The organism is Pseudomonas fluorescens (assembly GCF_012974785.1).
Classification (GTDB): Bacteria; Pseudomonadota; Gammaproteobacteria; order Pseudomonadales; family Pseudomonadaceae; genus Aquipseudomonas; species Aquipseudomonas fluorescens_BT.
Genome location: NZ_CP027561.1, coordinates 959,099 through 977,422, shown reverse-complemented (window position 1 = coordinate 977,422; position 18,324 = coordinate 959,099). Strand labels below are relative to the sequence as shown.

15 protein-coding genes are annotated in these 18,324 nt (G+C 59.1%); 10 read left to right on the top strand and 5 right to left on the bottom strand.

What is annotated here, in order from left to right; all coding sequences use genetic code 11:
* The first annotated feature begins 224 nt into the window (after positions 1–224).
* The 4 genes from C6Y56_RS04210 (at position 225) to C6Y56_RS04195 (ending at position 2,711) form a co-directional block, all read left to right on the top strand.
* On the top strand, positions 225–1,523 hold the full coding sequence (locus C6Y56_RS04210) for a phospholipase (RefSeq protein WP_169428846.1): 1,299 nt from the start codon (positions 225–227) through the stop codon (positions 1,521–1,523).
* Between the two features lie 11 nt (positions 1,524–1,534).
* Positions 1,535–1,726 (top strand): hypothetical protein, encoded by a 192-nt coding sequence (locus C6Y56_RS04205; protein WP_169428845.1) that lies wholly within the window; start codon positions 1,535–1,537, stop codon positions 1,724–1,726.
* A gap of 102 nt (positions 1,727–1,828) precedes the next feature.
* A complete protein-coding gene (locus C6Y56_RS04200; protein ID WP_169428844.1) occupies positions 1,829–2,203 on the top strand; it encodes a hypothetical protein in 375 nt (124 codons plus the stop codon).
* A gap of 136 nt (positions 2,204–2,339) precedes the next feature.
* Positions 2,340–2,711, top strand: a complete 372-nt coding sequence (locus tag C6Y56_RS04195; protein ID WP_169428843.1) for a hypothetical protein — start codon at positions 2,340–2,342, stop codon at positions 2,709–2,711.
* Positions 2,712–2,733: 22 nt separating this feature from the next.
* Here C6Y56_RS04195 and C6Y56_RS04190 read toward each other — a convergent pair whose 3' ends face one another.
* The 4 genes from C6Y56_RS04190 to C6Y56_RS04175 all read right to left on the bottom strand — a co-directional run bounded on the left by C6Y56_RS04190 (position 2,734) and on the right by C6Y56_RS04175 (position 7,224).
* A complete protein-coding gene (locus C6Y56_RS04190; RefSeq protein WP_169428842.1) occupies positions 2,734–3,480 on the bottom strand; it encodes a FadR/GntR family transcriptional regulator in 747 nt (248 codons plus the stop codon).
* A 104-nt stretch (positions 3,481–3,584) separates the two neighbouring features.
* Positions 3,585–5,312 carry an ABC transporter ATP-binding protein/permease gene (locus C6Y56_RS04185; RefSeq protein WP_169428841.1) on the bottom strand — a complete coding sequence of 576 codons (1,728 nt, stop codon included), beginning with the start codon at positions 5,310–5,312 and terminating at the stop codon, positions 3,585–3,587.
* Positions 5,313–5,408: 96 nt separating this feature from the next.
* A complete protein-coding gene (locus C6Y56_RS04180; protein WP_003221630.1) occupies positions 5,409–5,969 on the bottom strand; it encodes a response regulator transcription factor in 561 nt (186 codons plus the stop codon).
* On the bottom strand, positions 5,962–7,224 hold the full coding sequence (locus C6Y56_RS04175; protein ID WP_169428840.1) for an ATP-binding protein: 1,263 nt from the start codon (positions 7,222–7,224) through the stop codon (positions 5,962–5,964). Before C6Y56_RS04175 ends, C6Y56_RS04180 begins: the two co-directional genes overlap by 8 nt.
* Before the next feature lie 226 nt (positions 7,225–7,450).
* On the opposite strand from C6Y56_RS04175, the gene C6Y56_RS04170 reads away from it, so the two are divergent.
* Positions 7,451–8,167, top strand: a complete 717-nt coding sequence (locus C6Y56_RS04170; protein ID WP_085729587.1) for an SIMPL domain-containing protein — start codon at positions 7,451–7,453, stop codon at positions 8,165–8,167.
* A 167-nt stretch (positions 8,168–8,334) separates the two neighbouring features.
* On the opposite strand, the gene C6Y56_RS04165 is transcribed toward C6Y56_RS04170, so the two are convergent.
* Positions 8,335–8,694, bottom strand: coding sequence for a DUF6124 family protein (locus C6Y56_RS04165; RefSeq protein ID WP_169428839.1), 360 nt, complete (start codon positions 8,692–8,694; stop codon positions 8,335–8,337).
* 919 nt (positions 8,695–9,613) lie between these two features.
* Here C6Y56_RS04165 and C6Y56_RS04160 point away from each other — a divergent pair.
* The 5 genes from C6Y56_RS04160 (at position 9,614) to C6Y56_RS04140 (ending at position 18,258) form a co-directional block, all read left to right on the top strand.
* Positions 9,614–11,215, top strand: a complete 1,602-nt coding sequence (locus C6Y56_RS04160; protein WP_169428838.1) for an ABC transporter substrate-binding protein — start codon at positions 9,614–9,616, stop codon at positions 11,213–11,215.
* A 260-nt stretch (positions 11,216–11,475) separates the two neighbouring features.
* A complete protein-coding gene (locus C6Y56_RS04155; protein WP_169428837.1) occupies positions 11,476–13,098 on the top strand; it encodes an ABC transporter substrate-binding protein in 1,623 nt (540 codons plus the stop codon).
* A gap of 296 nt (positions 13,099–13,394) precedes the next feature.
* Positions 13,395–14,993 carry an ABC transporter substrate-binding protein gene (locus C6Y56_RS04150; protein ID WP_169428836.1) on the top strand — a complete coding sequence of 533 codons (1,599 nt, stop codon included), beginning with the start codon at positions 13,395–13,397 and terminating at the stop codon, positions 14,991–14,993.
* A 178-nt stretch (positions 14,994–15,171) separates the two neighbouring features.
* Positions 15,172–16,584 carry an OprD family porin gene (locus C6Y56_RS04145; RefSeq protein ID WP_169428835.1) on the top strand — a complete coding sequence of 471 codons (1,413 nt, stop codon included), beginning with the start codon at positions 15,172–15,174 and terminating at the stop codon, positions 16,582–16,584.
* A gap of 78 nt (positions 16,585–16,662) precedes the next feature.
* Positions 16,663–18,258: an ABC transporter substrate-binding protein gene (locus C6Y56_RS04140; protein ID WP_169428834.1), complete on the top strand. Its 1,596-nt coding sequence runs from the start codon at positions 16,663–16,665 to the stop codon at positions 18,256–18,258.
* Positions 18,259–18,324: the final 66 nt, after the last annotated feature.

Below are 18,324 nucleotides of genomic sequence, written 5' to 3'. Positions count from 1 at the left end.
CCCTGGTAACAACGTTTTTTGTGAGTGGACCGTTCAGCCTTCGCCGAAGTTGTAGGTCATCGTACAACTTAAAAGATAACCGTCAACTGCATTTCATCGCTGGGGGGCATTTTTTGTCGGACAAGATTTCTTTTTGACGTAGGAGATTTCTCGACTAGGCTCGATTTAACTGTATATGCATACAGTCAAATAAAACCTGCCGACGACATATCAAGGAGAAAGAAATGTCCGGTCTTCAAACCACATGCGTTGAAAAAACCACACCGGTCATCGCCCGTTTCGATGATCTTTTTGCCCCCGGCGGCATCGCCTTCAGTGCTGATTACCCACACCTGTTACTGCACATCGCCGACTCCCACAGTGATGTCGAACCCGCCCTCGCCCTGCCCGGCAAAGCCATGAAAGGCAAACCGCCGCTGCGCTTTGAAGGCGCGGAACACACGGCTGTCGGCGATAACACCCGGCTGCGCTTCGTTGAAGGTGCCGAGCCAGTGCTCGCGCAAAACGTGCCTTTGCATTTGCCGAACGGGTTAGCGCTGACCTACGGCCAGGTGCTGGCGCTGGGCGGTGACTTCTACGGAATCGTCGACCGGCCGATCAACGAGGGATCGACCCCGGCTGATCGTCTTCAGCGCTACACGGCGGCCTTCGACAGCCTCGCCGCGTTGCCCGCTTCAAAGGCCGAAGCGACACAGGTTCTCGCGATCATGCAAAAGGAGATCGACGCGGTTAAACAGGCGATCAAGGATGGCAAGCAACCCCACGAGGCTTATGACGCTTTAGGAGATACGTTGTCGGAAGAGTGGAACAAGATCACTGGCGGCGGCAGTTTTGCCTCGGCGCTGTTCCCGCTCGGTCGCTATCTTAAACTGGCGGCGAACAACGCCGACCACTTCGGCGAATGGGCTCGCCAGGCGTATATCGCCGGACACACCGCCGCCCTGCAAACCGCTGCAGCCGCCCATGCCAGTCAGGACGAACTGCAACTGGAGCGGGCCTACGCGATGAACGCGTTCGCTGACCACTACCTCACCGACCTGTTCTCTTCGGGGCATTTGCGAGTGCCGCGCAAGGCCATGGCCGCAGCGGTGACTCCAAGCGACCTGGGTTCACTCATCACTCGTTTCATGCACGACGAAGACAGCAAGTTCGGGCTCAAGGTGCGCAACGGCCATGGCGAGCAATGGCGGGCATTCGGGGACAAGCGCTACTTCGACACCACGGACGCCGACAACCGAAATCAGGTGAATCAGGCAGTGCAGGATTCGGCGGACGAGGTGTATGCCGCGTATTCCAGCGGCAACGTGCCGACCACTTTCAACGCGCTGCAACGGTTGCCGGATCTGACTTTCGTGATGAATCCGGCCAACAACTTCTCGCCCCTGTTCCGCGTCCAGGACAACAAAGTCCTGCGGCGCAAGGACGTCAACAACCTCAACGATACCGCCACCGTCGACGACTGGTGGGGCTGGAGCACTTACCTGCTGCTCAAGGACTATCACCCGACCGGCAACACGAATTAAGGAGCGATTCGATGACCCTCAAATTGAAACTGGAACTGGCCTCGGGCCAATCGATGAAAGGTGCGCCGCTGCAATTGCTGCGCGACGGCGTGGCTATCGCCCGGGCGTCGGTGGATGCCCGGGGGCAGGCGACGTTCGACATCACGCCTGGCCCGGGCAAACTGGCGGTCAGGGTGGATCGTTCGATTCTGCCCAAGAGCTGAAATGCCCGGACAAGATTGCCCCGGCGCGCCTCACCGATTCGCCGGGTAAAGTGCGACCACTGCCGCGAAGGATCGCGGCAGATCTTTCAAGGAGAACGAACCATGACGTTTGCCGCTGCACACCTTCCGCAATTCCCCGACCACGCCAGCGACTCGATCATTCTGCGGTTGTCGACTCTGGATGATGACTTGATCGTTCGTGTGCCCGATGGGCAGAACACACCGCCGAACTGGGATGTGTACCCGATCCTCGGCGAGGACCCGGAAGAGCCTGAATGGCAGGGTCTGTCGGAGCCGACCGGCGTCTGGGACGACACGCTCGACGACATGGTCGGCCTGACCGGAATCGAGTTGAGCATCCCGAGATTCGAGCTGGAAAAGTACCTGAACAGCACCGTTGAGCTGCGCTACAAGTTTGCCGATGAATCCAGTCTGGAGCCGTGTTCCGAACCGATGAAACTGTACATCGAAGCTTGATCGTCACGCATGACGGGATCAATGACGACCGTTTGTCGCCACTGTCATTTCTGACAGTGGCGCACCGGCACACAAAGAAGCTCAACTGGCGGGGTGCAATAAGATTGCACTCACCCCGACTCAAGGAGAGTTTGTCATGCAGACACTGCAAGTATCACCTTTAAATCTACTTGCCCCAGCGGAAGCACCTCAGGCGCCAAATGGAGTGCTGGACACCCAAAAACTGGATGGCGTTTTTCTGCTCGATTTCTTTTATGAGGGGAAAGCAGCAAACCAACAGATCGACATAACAATTGCAGTCAAGCCCGACCGCTTTAGCCCCCCTATTCCATGGGGCACCAGATTTACGACCTCGACAGCCGGAAAGGAACAGGTCTCTCTGAATTCAAGAAGCCTTTTCGGCTATCAATTCAAAAGTGGGTCCGTAGTAATCAGCTACCTCGCAACGATAGACGGCCCCCCGCAACCATCAGAGGCATTACCGTTATCTATCGTCGACACCGCATGACGTTTTCCCGCCCTTCCAGAGTTCAACCCTGTGCCTGCGCCTCTTCATGCGCCTGACGCAGCCGTTCGCGGCTGTTGGTCAGGTGCAGACGCATGGCCGCTCGGGCGGCATCGGAATCCTGACGGGCAATCGCGTCATAGATTTCCTCGTGCTCGCGACTCAGGCGACTCATGTAGTGCTGCTGATCGTCATGGGCCAGTCGCGCCGAATTCAGGCGAGTACGCGGAATGATGCTGGTGCCCAGGTGGGTCATGATGTCGGTGAAGTAGCGGTTGCCGGTGGACAGCGCGATTTGCAGGTGGAACTGGAAATCCGACGCCACCGCATCGCTGGCGTGGGCCACGCTTTCGTTCAGCGCATCGAGGGCGGCGCGCATGGCGGCCAGTTGTTCGGCGCTGCGACGTTGTGCGGCGAGGCCGGCGGATTCGACTTCGAGGCTGATACGAAACTCGAGAATCGCCAGTACGTCACGCAGGGTGACCACAGTGGCCGGGTCGATGCGGAAACCGCTCGGGCTCGGCGTGTCGAGAACGAAGGTGCCGATGCCGTGGCGGGTTTCGACTTGCCCTGCAGCCTGCAGCCGGGAAATCGCCTCGCGCACTACGGTGCGGCTGACGCCATGGGATTCCATGATTGCCGACTCGGTAGGCAACTTGTCGCCACGCTTGAGCAGACCGTCGCGGATCTGCTCGGTCAGCACCGTCACCAGTTCCTGTGCCAGGCTGCGGCGCTTGCGAGGGAGGCGCGGGGTGTCGATCGGGTTTTCCATGGTCTGGGGTTATCTCGAATTTCGGCTAGAGAGGCATCATAGCCCAAGGAAGTTGTACGATCACCGTCCTCTGTGGGAGCAGGCTCCCACAGATTCAGTGCACATCAGGCCGTGACGGTCTGCTCGACCAGATGCCCGCCATCGATCCGCACGTGCCGTGGATGGAAGCGCTTGAGGCTGCTGCGGTGGCCGACGCTGACGATGCTCAAGCCCGGCAACTGATCGATCAGCGCCTGATACAGCGTGGCCTCGTCTTCTTCGTCCATCGCCGACGTCGCTTCGTCCATGTACAGCCAGTGCGGTGCGTAGAGCAGCGCACGAGCAAAGGCCAGTCGTTGCTGCTCACCCGGCGAGAGCATGCGCTGCCAGTGATTGGCTTCGTCCAGTCGCGCCACCAGATGCGGCAGACGGCAGGTTTCCAGCACTTGTGCATAACGCTCTGGCGCGTAGGTATCGCCCGGTTGTGGATAGTTCAAGGCTTCGCGCAGTGTGCCGATCGGCAAATACGGCTTTTGCGGCAGGAACAGATAACGTGCCGCCGGCAAGCGGATACTGCCGTGCCCTGCCGGCCACAGATGCCCCATCGCCCGCAACAGCGTCGACTTGCCGCTGCCGGAGCGGCCGCTGAGCATTACCCGGTCGCCCGCCTCCACGGTCATGTGGGCGCTGGTCAGCAAATGACGACCATCGGCCAGATCGAGCCCGAGGTTGTGTACCTTCAATTCGCTGCCCTGATTCTGCACATCGATGGCCGGTGCCCGGTCTTCGTTTTCACTCATGGCCTGACGGAAGCTCAGCAGACGATCACAAGTGGCGCGCCAGGCCGCCAGATCCGAATACGCGCTGATGAACCAGCTGAAGTTCTCCTGCACATTGCCGAACGCCGAGTTGATCTGCATCAGCTCGCCCAGCTCGATCTTGCCTGCCAGGTAGCGCGGTGCCGCGACGATGAACGGAAAAATGATCGCGATCTGGCCATAACCCGAGGTGAAGAACGTCAGGCGCTTGGACACCCGCATGATGTCCCAGAAGTTGTGCCAGACCAGACCGAAGCGGCTGCTCAGACGACGGTTTTCGTTGGGCTCGCCGTTGTACAAGGCGATGCTCTCGGCGTTCTCACGCACTCGCACCATGGAGAAACGCAGGTCGGCTTCGAAGCGTTGTTGTTGGTTGTTCAGGCCGATCAGACGTCGACCGATCAGGTGGGTCAGCCAACTGCCGACCGCCGCGTACAGCAGCGCACACCAGAACATGTAGCCGGGAATTTCGATGCCGAACACTTCGATGCTGCCGGACACACCCCACAGAATGATCGAGAACGACACCAGGCTGACCACCGTGCGGATCAGTCCCAGCCCGAGGCTCAGGGTGTTGGCGGTGAAGGTGTTGAGGTCTTCGGAAATCCGCTGGTCAGGGTTGTCGGTATAACCGCCCTGCTCCAGCTGGTAGTAATTCTTGTGCCCGAGCCAGCGCTTGAAGTGGTTCTCGGTGAGCCATGCCCGCCAGCGGATCGTCAGCATCTGCGTCAGGTACAGGCGATACACCGCGCCGAGGATAGCCACCGTGGCAATACCGCAGAAATACAGGATCAGTTGCCAGAACGCAGCCTCATCCTTCTTTTGCAGTGCGTTGTAGAAATCCTTGTACCAACTGTTGATCCACACCGAGATCGCCACGCTGAACAGCGAAAGCGCAATCACGGCAATCAGCAATGTCCAGGCCTTGCCCTTCTCTTCGCTGCGCCAGTAAGGCGTGGTCATGGCCCACACCTTGCGAAAAAACTGCCCGCGCACAGCATCGTTGACCGCGGAATATTCAGCGTTCTGATTCATGGATAAGGCTCGATAAAGAAAAGAACAGACACGCACCGATCATAGTTGATCGGTGCGCTTTATCGCGAGGGCTGGCGATGGCCGTTCAGCGCAGGTTCAGCGACGAACCGGGCGCTTCTGCAGTTTGCGCTGCAGCGTGCGGCGGTGCATGCCCAGGGCACGGGCAGTGGCGGAGATATTGCCTTCGTGCTCGGTCAGCACGCGCTGGATGTGTTCCCACTGCAGGCGGTCCACCGACATCGGGTTTTCCGGCACCAGGCTGTCGAGGTCGGCGTGCTCGGACAGCAGCGCCGCCAGCACGTCGTCGGCGTCCGCCGGTTTGCACAGGTAATTGCAGGCGCCTCGCTTGATCGCTTCGACGGCCGTGGCAATGCTCGAGTAACCGGTGAGGATCACCACGCGCATTTCCGGGTCCAGCTCCAGCAGCTTCGGCAGCAGGACCAGACCGGAGTCGCCGTCCATTTTCAGGTCCAGCGCGGCATAGTCCGGCAGATCGGCCTGGGCGATGGTCAGACCTTCCTCGGCGGAACCGGCGGTGCTGACGCGAAAGCCACGGCGGGCCATGGCACGGGCCATCACCCGAGTGAAGGTCGCGTCGTCATCGACCAACAGCAAATGCGGCAGTTCTTCGCCTTCGACTTGGATTTCGTCACTCATGTTGCTCTCCTCGGACGCCGTGGGGCAGGCGCAGCTCGGTGAGCGTGCCGCCTTCCTCATGACTATAGAGTTTCACTGAGCCGCCGGCGCGTGTCACGCTGGCCTTGCTCAAAAACAGGCCCAGGCCGAAGCCTTTGCCCTTGGTGGTAAAAAACGGTTTGCCGATCTGCTCGGCGATGGCCAGCGGCACACCGGCACCATGATCGCGGATGCTGATAGTCAGGTCTTCGGCGGTCCAGTCCAGGGTCACCTGAAGGTTTTCCGGGCAGGCGTCGGCGGCGTTGTTCAACAGATTCAACAAGGCCTGGGTCAGATCCGGGGGCGGCGCCACACGAGGCAGCGGGCCCTGGCCCAGGCGCTGGAAGCGGTAACTGGCCTCGGGACGCATCAGGTGCCAGCGATTGAGCGCTTCGTCGAGCCAGTCGGTAACGTCCTGCATCTCCACCGCCATCCGGCGATTGGCCTCGGCGGCGCGCACCAGTTGCTGCAGGGTCTCCTTGCAGAGCTTCACCTGATCCTTCAGCACCTTCAGGTCTTCCTGAAGCATCGGGTCGTGATGATCCTGCTGCATTTCGTTGAGCAACACGCTCATGGTCGCCAGCGGCGTACCCAATTCATGGGCGGCACCGGCGGCCTGAGTCGCCACGGCCAGCAACTGCTGATCGCGCAGACCTTCTTCGCGGCGGATTGCCCGCAATTCTTCCTGACGGCGCAGCTCTTCGGCCATCCGTGCGGCGAAGAAGGTGATCACCGCTGCCGCGAGGGCAAAACTCAGCCACATGCCGTAGATCTGCAGGTTCTCCCGGGCCACGGGCAGGGTTTCCAGCGGATAGAAATGCGTCAGCATCAGGGTGTACAAAGCCAGCGCAATACCGGACAGCACCACCGAATAACGCCACGGCAGCGTCACCGCAGCGATGGTCAGCGGCACCAGATAATACGAAACGAACGGGTTGGTCGAACCACCGGAGAAATACAGCAAGGCACTGTGGATAACCAGATCGCAGGCCAATTGCAGCGCGTATTCGAGCTCGGTCACCGGCCACGAAGTGCGCAGACGCACGGCGGTGAACACACACAGCAGAATCGAACAGCCGAGGGTCATCACCAGTTGCACCCACGGCAACGGCAACAGATCCAGCCAGTAGGCCAGGCCCACGGAACCGGCCTGCGCGGCGAGCACCAGGGTGCGGATGAAAGTCAGCCGCCAGAGGTTCTGGCGAGTGGCGGAAGTCAGTTGTACGGGGGCGAGCATGAGCTCTCCTGATGAGCGCTCCAGGCGGATCGCACGGAGTATAACCAAGGCGCGGGCTTGAGAGGCGAAAGTGCGGCAAACGACCACATGGCAAAAAGCGTCGCGGCGGCTATAAGGCCCATCTGTATAGAAGTTGTAACTGGGCGAACCGGATCATAGACGCTAGAGTCTGATGGTTTCACGCAGGCCCCCGAACCATCACCTGCGCCCTCATCAAGGAGCTTTCATGCACACATTTCGCCGCAGCGCCGCCCTTCTCGCCCTGACCGTCGGCAGTGTCGCCAGCCTTCCGGCCCTGGCTGCCGATGAGCTGCACTACAACCAGATTTCCCTGCGCGCCGAAGTCAGCCAGGAAGTGGCCCGCGACCTGATGATCGTGACCCTCTACACCGAAGAACAGAATACTGACCCGGCCAAACTCGCCGCCGACGTCAGCACCACCATGAACAAGGCCCTGGCCCAGGCCAAGCAGGTCAAAGACATCACCCTGCGCCAGGGCAGCCGCAACAGCTACCCGATCTACGACACCAAGGGCCAGAAAATCACCGGCTGGCGCGAACGCGCCGAACTGCGTCTGGAAAGCGCCGACTTCGCCGCCCTGTCCAAACTCACCGGCGAACTGCTGACCGACCTGAAAATGGGCGGCATGGACTTCGCCATCGCCGACCCGACCCGCAAGGCCAGCGAAGACAAACTGCTGAAAGAAGCCGTCACCGCCTTCAAGGCCCGCGCCCAACTGGCCACCGACGCCCTGGGCGGCAAGGGCTACAAAATCGTCAACCTGAACCTCAACAGCAACGGCTTCCCACAACCGTACATGCGCGCCCCGATGATGATGAAAGCCGCCGGCATGGATTCGGCGCCCGTCACGCCTGAAGTCGAAGCCGGCACCAGCCAGGTCAGCCTGACCGCTGATGGCTCGATTGAAGTATTGATGCAGTGATTGAGTGACGGCTGAATGAAAACCGGCGATCAGTGATGATCGCCGGTTTTTTTGTGCCCGGCATTTGGGTTGTCAGCTCCGCCGTCATCGCTAGCAAGCTAGCTCCCACATTTGGAATGCGGACTCCTGTGGGAGCCAGCCTGCTGGCGATGAACGATGACACGGTCTCAGGTTTGCGGATCAACCCGATCCAGCGCCCGGTTCACCGCCAGCTCGGCCAGCATGATGATCTGCTGGATCCCGAGCGCCGTACTGCGCTGCGAACCGCTGAGCTCATTGGCGAAATTGCTGGCGATGGTACTGGCCGACGCCAGGGATTCGCAGGCATTGGCCAGCAGGCTTTCGGTGTCGACGTTGGGCGTGACCATGTACATCGTGCTCGGGCTCGGTTTGGAAGGATTGGGGCACAGGTAATAGTCGAGGGCGCGTTTGATGGCTTCGCGGTTGCGGGCGAGGTCTTCGGCGCGCATGGCTTCTTCGAGGGGGGTGGGTGATTCGAAGGGTGGGTCGGGTACGGGCTTGTTCATGGAGCATTTCCTTATGAATTTGCGCCACTCATTTCCGATCTCACTCGTGAAATGAGGTGGCAACTATGTACGGAGTGAGATTACCGGTAAGGAAACCAACCCGGCCGGACCGAAGTCCGCCCGTACATAGCCGCCATAAAGAACTGCCGACAGCATGAACTGGCGGCGATTATGGGGTGGCTTGCGCTGGTTTCCAAATTCAGTAACCGGGAATCTCACCTCCCGATCGCAGATTGTTCTGCGACAACCAAAGACTAGAGAGCGTGCTTCCGACGGACAACCTGAAAACCTTGTGGGAAGGATCCGGTGTTGTTGTTGAGATTTAAACAGCTTCAAAAGCTGCCCTCACCCTAGCCCTCTCCCGGAGGGAGAGGGGACTGACCGCGGTGCTTGGGGGAGGTACGCCGACGTGAGATATCGAGGTGAACTCGGGTTTAAAACGCATACAACTCCACTCCGGCTTTGGCTTTGGCTTTGGCTTCCACCACTCAACACAATGAGCGTTAGCTCGAGTACCGCTTTTGATCTTCGGGCGACGTCGGAAGGCTGAGTGGAGGGATTTATCCGGGGGTGGGAGCGCAGCGACCGTTTGGCGAAGCCAAACACATCGAGAGGAGGTGCAGCGAAGCAAACCGTAGGCGATGCCCCCGGATGAATCCCGGAGCGAAGGAACCCCGAGCCCTAGCGAGCGGGCCGAACGCAGGAGCAAGCGTTTTTGGTTACTTTTTAGGCGTTTGTAAAAAGTGACCCGCCGTAAGGGCGGAACCATAAGCCGCAGCACCCGAAAAAACGGTTATGTTCACAACCTCCCCAGATATACCGAGATAGACACCTCACCTAGAAAAACGATATTTCCGCACCCACCGAAACCCCGGCTACCCTCCTCCCCACAACTACCTCCAATACACTCGGGGACTCCATGGATCGATTCACCCTCAAACCACTTCTAATAACCCTGGCCCTGACCGCCATCACCCCAATCGCCAACGCAGCCACAACCCTCGTCTACTGCTCCGAAGCCAGCCCCGCCGGCTTCGACCCCAGCCAATACACCAGCGGCACCGACTTCGACGCCTCCGCCGAAACCGTCTTCAACCGCCTCACCCAATTCAAACGCGGCGGCACCGACATCGAACCCGGCCTGGCCACAAGCTGGGACGTCAGCCCGGACGGCCTCCAGTACACCTTCCACCTGCGCCAAAACGTAAAATTCCACACCACCGACTACTTCACCCCGAGCCGCACCTTCAACGCCGACGACGTGCTGTTCACCTTCCAGCGTCTGCTTGACCCGGACAACGCCTTTCGCAAGGCCTACCCCGCCGAGTCCCCGTACTTCACCGACATGGACCTGAACACCACGATCAAATCCGTGGAAAAACTCGACGAAAACACCGTGCGCTTCAACCTGAACAACGTCGACGCCGCGTTCGTGCAAAACCTCGCCATGAGCTTCGCTTCAGTGCAATCGGCCGAATATGCCGCGCAGTTGCTGAAGGAAGGCAAAGCGGCGGATATCAACCAGAAACCGGTCGGCACCGGCCCATTCGTGTTCAAGCGCTACCAGAAGGACTCGCAGATCCGCTACGCGGCGAACAAGGACTACTGGACACCCGAAGACGTGAAAATCGACAACCTGGTGTTCTCGATCACCCCGGACGCCGCTGTCCGTCTGCAGAAGCTCAAGACCGGCGAATGCCAGGTCAGTGGCTACCCACGCCCGGCCGACATCGAAGTGATGGAAAAAGACCCGAACCTGCGCGTGTTGAAGCAGGCCGGTTTCAACCTCGGTTTCCTCGCCTACAACACCACCCATCCACCACTGGACCAGCTCAAGGTGCGTCAGGCACTGGACATGGCCATCGACAAACCGGCGATCATCAAGGCGGTTTACCAGAGTGCTGGGCAGTTGGCGCAAAACGCCTTGCCGCCCGCGCAATGGTCGTTCGATCCGAACATAAAAGACGCGCCGCACGACCCTGCAAAAGCCAGGGCGCTACTCAAGGAGGCAGGGGTTGCACCTGGTACAACCATCAACCTCTGGGCCATGACCGTGCAACGCGCTTCAAACCCCAATGCGCGAATGTCGGCACAGATGATCCAGCAGGATTGGGAGAAGATCGGTATCAAGGCCAACATCGTCAGCTATGAATGGGGCGAGTACATCAAGCGCGCCAAGAATGGCGAACACGACGCGATGATCTACGGCTGGACCGGTGACAACGGCGACCCGGACAACTGGCTGGGCGTGCTTTACAGTTGCGCGGCGGTGAAAGGCAGCAACTACGCCAAGTGGTGCGATCCGGCCTACGACAAACTGGTGCAGCAGGCCAAGGTGTCCACGGATAAATCGCAACGGGTAAAACTGTATCAACAGGCGCAACTGATCCTTAAACAGCAGGTGCCGATCACGCCGATCGCCAACTCCACGGTGTTCCAGCCGCTGCGCAAGGAAGTCACCGACTTCAGGATCAGCCCGTTCGGTCTAACCCCCTTCTATGGCGTGGGTATAAATAAGTAACACCGGGCCCCGATTCGGCGCGCAAAACGTGACCAATGCACCGTTTTGGGGCTTCGTTTGCACCGTAAAAACCGACCGCAAACGGTCAAATGCGTCAGAAGTTATACAGATGCGACATTAAGGTACGTTCGTGCCACCGTTTGATGCCGCCGGGCGCTCTGGATCTTGCATTGGGTATGGGCCCTGCATAAGTATCCGCAGGCACGACTCACGAGGTCGTACCTCAATATTAAAAAATGACAACAAATCATGAGGCCAACATGCTTAAACACGCGGTCATTCCGTTTTTAGTCGGCGCAGGCTTGTTTGCCTCCGCACCTTTCGCCACCGCTGCGACTAACCTGGTGTTCTGCTCCGAAGGCAGCCCGGCCGGTTTCGATCCAGGCCAGTACACCACCGGAACCGACTTCGACGCCTCAGCCGAAACCATGTTCAACCGTCTGACCCAGTTCGAGCGTGGCGGCACCGCCGTTGTTCCTGGGCTGGCGACCAGCTGGGACATTTCCCCGGACGGCCTGACCTACACCTTCCACCTGCGTGAAGGCGTGAAGTTCCACACCACCCCGTATTTCAAGCCGACTCGTGAGTTCAACGCCGACGACGTGCTGTTCACCTTCAATCGCATGATTAACAAGGATGACCCGTTCCGTAAGGCGTACCCGACCGAATTCCCGTACTTCACCGACATGGGGATGGATACCAACATCACCAAGATCGATAAAGTCGACGACCACACCGTCAAGTTCACCCTCAAAGAAGTCGACGCCGCGTTCATCCAGAACATGGCCATGAGCTTCGCGTCGATTCAGTCCGCCGAGTACGCAGCCCAGCTGCTGAAACAAGGCAAGGCTGCCGACATCAACCAGAAGCCGGTCGGCACTGGTCCGTTCGTGTTCAAGAGCTACCAGAAAGACTCCAACATCCGTTACACCGGCAACAAGGATTACTGGAAGCCTGAAGACGTGAAGATCGACAACCTGATCTTCGCCATCACCACCGACCCGTCGGTCCGTATCCAGAAGCTGAAAAAGAACGAGTGCCAGGTCACCCTGTTCCCGCGTCCGGCCGACCTCGCTGCACTGAAAGCCGACCCTGCGCTGAAGATGCCTGACCAGGCCGGCTTCAACCTGGGCTACATCGCCTACAACGTGATGGACAAGGTCAAAGGCAGCAACGAGCCGAACCCGCTGGCCGACCTGCGTGTTCGCCAGGCGCTGGACATGGCCGTCAACAAGCCACAGATCATCGACTCGGTTTACCAGGGCGCGGGCCAGCTGGCCGTCAACGCCATGCCGCCGACCCAGTGGTCCTACGACACCACCATCAAGGACGCCAAGTACGATCCTGAGAAAGCCAAGCAGCTGCTCAAGGAAGCCGGCGTCAAGGAAGGTACCGAGATCGTCCTGTGGGCGATGCCGGTTCAGCGTCCGTACAACCCGAACGCCAAGCTGATGGCCGAAATGCTCCAGTCCGACTGGAAGAAGATCGGTCTGAACGTGAAGATCACCAGCTACGAGTGGGGCGAGTACATCAAGCGTTCCAAAGGTGGCGAGAACCAGGCCATGATCATTGGCTGGAGCGGTGACAATGGTGATCCGGACAACTGGCTCAACGTGTTGTTTGGTTGCGACTCCCTGAGTGGCAACAACTTCTCCAAATGGTGCGACAAGAAATTCGACGGCCTCGTGAAAGAAGCCAAGCGCACCACCGACCAGGCCAAGCGCACCGAACTCTACAAAGAGGCGCAACACGTCCTCAAAGATGCAGTCCCTATGACACCTATCGCTCACTCGACGGTGTATCAACCCATGCGCGCCAACGTGCAGGACTTCAAGATCAGCCCATTCGGCTTGAACTCCTTCTACGGCGTCAGCATCAAGTAAAAAAGCCGGCGGCGACGTTTTCAGCGTCGCCGCTGTTTTTTTCTGCCGATTAGTCAGGAATTTGCCTACATCCATTTCCACCTGGCCCTACCAGGTTGGTTTAGGACGCGTCGCCTTTTCCTACGAGTCTTTAGGACTCTGCGCATTTACTGCCAGACCTGCGGTCCCTACCGTCAGGTTCTGACCAGTGACTGCGTGGGCTATCGGTTTGCTGTGGGTTTGAGCTCAATGCAGCCACAACTTCCCTGGAAGGGATCACGGCGCATTGAAAAACACTGAGATAAAGAGGGAGCGTCATGCGCCATACCTTGGTTTTTTCCGCATTGCTGGGCGCCGGCCTGCTGGCCGCCACGTCCGCGACTTTTGCCGCCAGCGACAGCCTGGTGTTCTGTTCCGAAGGCAGTCCGGCCGGTTTCGATACCGCGCAGTACACGACGGCCACCGATAACGACGCCGCCGAACCGCTGTACAACCGCCTGGCTGAATTCGAAAAAGGCGCGACCAATGTCGTACCGGGTCTGGCAACGAGCTGGGATATTTCCGAGGATGGTCTCAAGTACACCTTTCACCTGCGTGAAGGGGTGAAGTTTCATTCAACGGCGTACTTCAAACCTACCCGCGATTTCAACGCCGACGACGTGCTGTTCACGTTTAACCGCATGCTCGATCCGCAACAGCCCTTCCGTAAGGCTTATCCGACCGAGTTCCCGTATTTCAACGGGATGAGCCTCAACAAGAACATCGCCAAGGTCGAAAAGACCGGGCCGCTGACCGTGGTGTTCACGCTCAACAGCGTCGACGCCGCGTTCATCCAGAACATCGCCATGAGCTTCGCCGCCATTCTGTCTGCCGAATACGCCGACAAATTGCTGGCCGAAGGCAAGCCGAGCGACATCAACCAGAAGCCGATCGGCACAGGGCCGTTCGTGTTCAAGAGCTATCAGAAAGACTCGAACATCCGCTACACCGGCAACCCGCATTACTGGGATCAGAGCCGGGTGAAGCTGAAGAACCTGATTTTCGCGATCAATACCGACGCCTCGGTTCGCGTGCAGAAGCTCAAGGCCGGCGAGTGCCAGGTCACACTGCATCCACGCCCGGCGGATGTGCCGGCACTGAAGAACGACCCGAAACTGCAATTGATCGAAAAGCCGGGCTTCAACCTCGGCTACATCGCCTACAACGTGCGCCATAAACCGTTCGACCAGCTCGAAGTGCGGCAGGCGCTGGACATGGCGGTGAATAAACAAGGGATTCTCAACGCTGTTTATCAAGGCGCCGGTCAACTGGCCGTCAACGCCATGCCACCGACCCAGTGGGCCTACGACGACACCATCAAGGAAACCGCCTACAACCCGGAAAAAGCCAAGGCACTGCTCAAGGCTGCCGGCGTCAAGGAGGGCACAGAAATCAACCTGTGGGCCATGCCGGTGCAGCGTCCGTACAACCCGAACGCCAAGCTGATGGCCGAAATGCTCCAGGCTGACTGGGCCAAGATCGGTCTGAAAGTGAAGATCGTCAGTTACGAATGGGGCGAGTACATCAAGCGCACCAAGAATGGCGAACACGACATCAGCCTGATCGGCTGGACCGGTGACAACGGGGACCCGGACAACTGGCTCGGCACGCTGTACAGCTGCGACGCCATTGGCGGCAACAACTACTCCATGTGGTGCGACCCGGCTTACGACAAGCTGATCAAGGAGGCCAAGGTGGTCACCGACCGTGAGCAGCGCACCGTGCTCTACAAACAGGCCCAGCAGTTGCTTAAGCAGCAAGTGCCGATCACGCCTGTCGCCCACTCGACGGTCAACCAGCCGCTGAGCGCGAGAGTCGAGGGGTTCAAGGTGAGCCCGTTCGGTCGCAACGTGTTTTCGGGTGTCAGCATCGATTAAACAAAAAACCGACTAGCCGCATCGCTGAGGAGGCCGTCTACCTCCTCACGCAAGCGCTTTGCCGAAATTCGCCAATCAGGCCTTTTGCAAACGTTTGCGATGTGTGAATGAGTTCTAAAACCAAAAACCGGCCCTATAAAAAAAGCCGGCATAAAAAGAAAGTAAAGGAGCTTCACCCATGAAACTGAGCAGCACCGCGATACTGGCCCTGGCCATCAGCAGCATCACCGCCACGGCTTATGCCGAGGAACAGAGCCAGGCGTTCACCCCGGTTACCGTCAACGAGCAGAGCGCCCAGGCTGAAGCCACCGGTTTCCTCGAAGGCTCCAAGATCAGCGGCACGACCCGTAACTGGTACGCCAACGAGCAACTGAAACGTGGCGGCAAGTTCACCTACCGCAAAGACGGCGTTGCAACCCCGACCGATCGTCGTATCAACTGGGTGCAGGGCACCATCGTCAACTACACCTCCGGCTTCACTCAGGGCACCGTCGGTGTCAGCACTGAAGTGGCCGCGTACAACGCCGTTGCCCTGGAGCGCGACCGCAAGGATCTGGCCTCCAACAATGGTGGCGCACCGGGCTCGCGTCCAGGCGCAGGCAACAACCGTACCCTGACCAAAGAAGGCGGTGATGCCGAAGGTCAGTGGAGCAAACTGGGCCTGGCCAACGTCAAGTTCCGCGTTTCCAACACCACCCTGACCGCCGGTCGCCAGAACTTCAGCACCCCCATCGTCGACACCATCGGCAACCGTGCGCTGCCTTCGAGCTTTGAAGGTGTCAGCCTGCACAGCGAAGAGCTGAACAACCTGTCGTTCGACGCCGGCAGCTTCGACCGCGTATCGCCGCGTACCGAAGAAAGCCTGTCGAAATTCCGCTCCGAGTACACCAACAACAATGCCGAAACCGATCGCGTGAGCATCGTCGGCCTGAACTACCAGCCGCTGAAAAGCCTGAAGACCAGCCTGTACGCTTCCAAGGTTGAAGACTTCTGGAACCAGTACTACTTCGGCGCCACCCACGAGTTGGGTGACAGCAATGTCGTGAGCCTGACCACCGGCCTGAACTACTACAAGACGGTCGATACCGGCAAAAAAGAGATGGGCAACATCGACAACGACACCTACTCCCTGTCGTTCGGCCTGACCCACCAGGCACACAGCCTGACCTTCTCGTACCAGGAAATTAACGGTAACGAGTACTTCGACTACCTGCACGAAACCAACGGCATCTACCTGGCCAACTCCCTGCTGTCCGACTTCAACGGCCCGAACGAGAAGTCCTTCCAGGTCGCCTACGGTCTGAACATGGCCGAGTACGGCGTACCAGGCCTGAAGTTCAACATCTACCAGGCTCGCGGCTGGGGCATCGACGGTACTCACTACACCGGCACTGCGTATGACGTGAAAAACATGGACGGCGAACACCACTACGAATACGGCATCGGTGCCACCTACGCGGTACAGAGCGGTCCGCTCAAGGCGACCACCGTGCGCGCCACCTACACCGCTCACCGTGCCAGCGAAAACCAGGCTGACGGCAGCATCAACGAGTTCCGTCTCGTGACCACCGTACCATTCAACATTCTGTAAAAACGCGTGCCGACGGCTGACTCAGTGACGAGTCGGCCGTTCGGCTTTTTGTCTTCAACCGATTGCAGAGGGTTAACGATGAAAATGCTTCCCCTACGTGCGGCCGTCGCTGCCGCCTTGTTGAGCGCCGCCATCGGCGTCTCGGCCAAACCCTTGGTGGTCTGCACCGAAGCCAGTCCGGAAGGCTTCGATATGGTCCAGTACACGACTGCAGTCACTGCCGACGCGGTGGCCGAAACCATCTTCAACCGTCTGGCGGACTTCAAGCCCGGCACCACCGAAGTGATTCCGGCGCTGGCCGAGTCCTGGGACATCAGCGAAGACGGCCTGACCTACACGTTCCACCTGCGCAAAGGCGTCAAGTTTCACACCACCGACTATTTCAAGCCGACCCGCGACATGAATGCCGACGACGTGGTCTGGAGCTTCCAGCGTCAGCTGGACCCGAATCACCCGTGGCACAAGCTGTCGAGCGTGGGCTTCCCGTACTTTGAAAGCATGGGCTTCAAGGAACTGCTCAAAAGCGTCGAGAAAGTCGACGACAACACGGTCAAGTTCACCCTGACCCGCCGCGAAGCGCCGTTCCTGGCCGACATCGCCATGGCGTTCTCCTCGATCTATCCGGCCGAATACGCCGACCAGTTGCTCAAGGCCAACAAGACCGGCGACCTGAACAGCAAACCGATCGGCACCGGGCCGTTCATCTTCCAGCGCTACAACAAGGACGCCCAGGTACGCTTCAAGGCCAACCCGGACTACTTCCGTGGCAAGCCTCCGGCTGACGCGCTGATCCTGGCGATCGCCACCGACAACAACGTGCGTTTGCAGAAGCTCAAGGCCAACGAGTGCCAGATCGCGCTGTATCCGAAACCGGATGACATCCCGAGCATCAAGAAAGACAGCAACCTGAAAGTCGACGAACTGGATGCGATGACCGTCTCGTATGTCGCCATGAACACCCAGCACAAGTACATGAGCGACGTGCGGGTGCGCAAAGCCATCGACATCGCCTTCGACAAGGAAGCCTACGTCAACGCGCTGTTCGGCAAAGGCAACGCGACCGTTGCGGTCAACCCGTACCCGCCGACCCTGCTGGGCTACAACCACGAGTTGAAGAACCCGCCACGTGACCTCGACAAGGCCCGCGCCCTGCTCAAGGAAGCCGGCGTGCCGGAAGGCACCGTGTTCACCCTGTTCACCCGCAATGGCGGCGGCCCGACCAACCCGAACCCGATGCTCGGCGCACAAATGATGCAGGCTGACCTGGCGAAAGTCGGGATCAAGATCGACATCCGTGTGATGGAATGGGGTGAGATGCTCAAGCGCGCCAAGGCCGGCGAACACGATATGGTGTCGGCCGGATGGGCGGGCGACAACGGCGACCCGGATAACTTCCTGACGCCTATGCTCAGTTGCGAAGCCGCCAAGAACGGCGAAAACTACGCTCGCTGGTGCAACGAAAAATTCCAGACACTGCTCGACGAAGCACGGGCTAAAGTAGATCCGGCCGAACGCGCCAAGCTGTATGAACAAGCCCAGGTGCTGTTCAATCAGGACCAACCGTGGATCAGCATGGCCCACACCCGGATGTTCACTGCAATGCGCAACAACGTTGAGGGTTATCACATCAGCCCTCTGACAACCAATAACTTCGCCACCACCCAGGTGAAGTAGATAAGAAAACTCCCGGTTTCCCTGACCCCAGGGAAACCGGGCACGCCTAACCGGCTGATGAGGTAC

Excerpts from the sequence above, each read along its gene's own strand:
- C6Y56_RS04150 (WP_169428836.1), top strand. The coding sequence starts at position 13,395 with ATGCGCCATACCTTGGTTTTTTCCGCATTGCTGGGCGCCGGCCTGCTG.
- C6Y56_RS04145 (WP_169428835.1), top strand. The coding sequence starts at position 15,172 with ATGAAACTGAGCAGCACCGCGATACTGGCCCTGGCCATCAGCAGCATC.
- C6Y56_RS04190 (WP_169428842.1), bottom strand. The coding sequence starts at position 3,480 with ATGGAAAACCCGATCGACACCCCGCGCCTCCCTCGCAAGCGCCGCAGC.
- C6Y56_RS04175 (WP_169428840.1), bottom strand. The coding sequence starts at position 7,224 with ATGCTCGCCCCCGTACAACTGACTTCCGCCACTCGCCAGAACCTCTGG.
- C6Y56_RS04195 (WP_169428843.1), top strand. The coding sequence starts at position 2,340 with ATGCAGACACTGCAAGTATCACCTTTAAATCTACTTGCCCCAGCGGAA.
- C6Y56_RS04165 (WP_169428839.1), bottom strand. The coding sequence starts at position 8,694 with ATGAACAAGCCCGTACCCGACCCACCCTTCGAATCACCCACCCCCCTC.
- C6Y56_RS04210 (WP_169428846.1), top strand. The coding sequence starts at position 225 with ATGTCCGGTCTTCAAACCACATGCGTTGAAAAAACCACACCGGTCATC.
- C6Y56_RS04200 (WP_169428844.1), top strand. The coding sequence starts at position 1,829 with ATGACGTTTGCCGCTGCACACCTTCCGCAATTCCCCGACCACGCCAGC.
- C6Y56_RS04155 (WP_169428837.1), top strand. The coding sequence starts at position 11,476 with ATGCTTAAACACGCGGTCATTCCGTTTTTAGTCGGCGCAGGCTTGTTT.
- C6Y56_RS04185 (WP_169428841.1), bottom strand. The coding sequence starts at position 5,312 with ATGAATCAGAACGCTGAATATTCCGCGGTCAACGATGCTGTGCGCGGG.
- C6Y56_RS04140 (WP_169428834.1), top strand. The coding sequence starts at position 16,663 with ATGAAAATGCTTCCCCTACGTGCGGCCGTCGCTGCCGCCTTGTTGAGC.
- C6Y56_RS04160 (WP_169428838.1), top strand. The coding sequence starts at position 9,614 with ATGGATCGATTCACCCTCAAACCACTTCTAATAACCCTGGCCCTGACC.
- C6Y56_RS04180 (WP_003221630.1), bottom strand. The coding sequence starts at position 5,969 with ATGAGTGACGAAATCCAAGTCGAAGGCGAAGAACTGCCGCATTTGCTG.
- C6Y56_RS04205 (WP_169428845.1), top strand. The coding sequence starts at position 1,535 with ATGACCCTCAAATTGAAACTGGAACTGGCCTCGGGCCAATCGATGAAA.
- C6Y56_RS04170 (WP_085729587.1), top strand. The coding sequence starts at position 7,451 with ATGCACACATTTCGCCGCAGCGCCGCCCTTCTCGCCCTGACCGTCGGC.